This is a genomic window from Vibrio sp. 1641, assembly GCF_033339995.1.
Classification (GTDB): Bacteria; Pseudomonadota; Gammaproteobacteria; order Enterobacterales; family Vibrionaceae; genus Vibrio; species Vibrio alginolyticus.
The window spans coordinates 1-847 of the sequence record NZ_JAWOVP010000090.1 but is presented as its reverse complement, the minus strand read 5'-3'; the positions used below and the strand labels follow the sequence as shown (position 1 = coordinate 847).

General features: G+C 44.7%; 1 protein-coding gene. It reads right to left on the bottom strand.

The annotated features are described in order from the left end of the window. A partial coding sequence (locus R7Z47_RS24320) for a sensor domain-containing diguanylate cyclase (RefSeq protein WP_318130701.1) occupies nucleotides 1-847 on the bottom strand: 847 nt, incomplete at both ends.

Genomic DNA, 847 nt, shown 5'->3' with positions numbered 1-847 from the left:
GTGTAATTAATCAAAAAATCTTCCACTTTCACGATCTCTTGCTCAATTCTCTTACGTAATCGCTCAGCAAAATAGCATGCTTGCTCTTGGTTGGTATGCGGTAATAGCACAGTAAACTCTTCGCCACCAAAGCGGCCACAAATGTCACTGCTGCGCGCGGTTTTACGAAGTAAAGCAGAAGTACGACGAATTACCTCGTCACCCGTTGGGTGGCCATAGGTGTCGTTTACTTTTTTAAAGTGGTCAATATCGAAACCAACCAAAGAGAACGGTTTACCGCTATTAATTTGATTGAGCAAATTGTCGTTAAATACTCGACGGTTCAACAATTGCGTCAGAGGGTCTAACTCGGCCATGCGTTTTAGCTCAACCGTCTTAATATCAAGCATTTCGGCTAAACGTTCTTTTTCTCGTGACTGTAAGTTAACGATGTAGCTGATCAAAAACGCAATCAGAAGACCTGCGATGGTCGTTCCCGTTAAAATGGAGCGCTCCCAAGCAGACACGGCATCTGAAAGTTTGAAATCAATTCGCCATTGTCGATTAGGCAGCTGAATCGTTCGGCTGATCACTTTACCGCTGATCCGATCCCAGTTTTCACTTTGAAACAAAAACGGGTCGTCAGAGGCATCAAAACCTAAATCTTCCACTCTGACCGACATCTCAAGTTCCGTCGCTGTCTTGGTGATCAGTTCTTCGAAATAAACAGTGCTACGAATCACACCTGTGACCACGCCCAACAGGTTTTTATTCTCGGAGTCAAAAACCGGGTGATACACCAGCAAGCCCGATTTGGGGATGGATTTGTCGTAGCCGTCTTGAAGCAGACGAACTTTATCGGAAACAT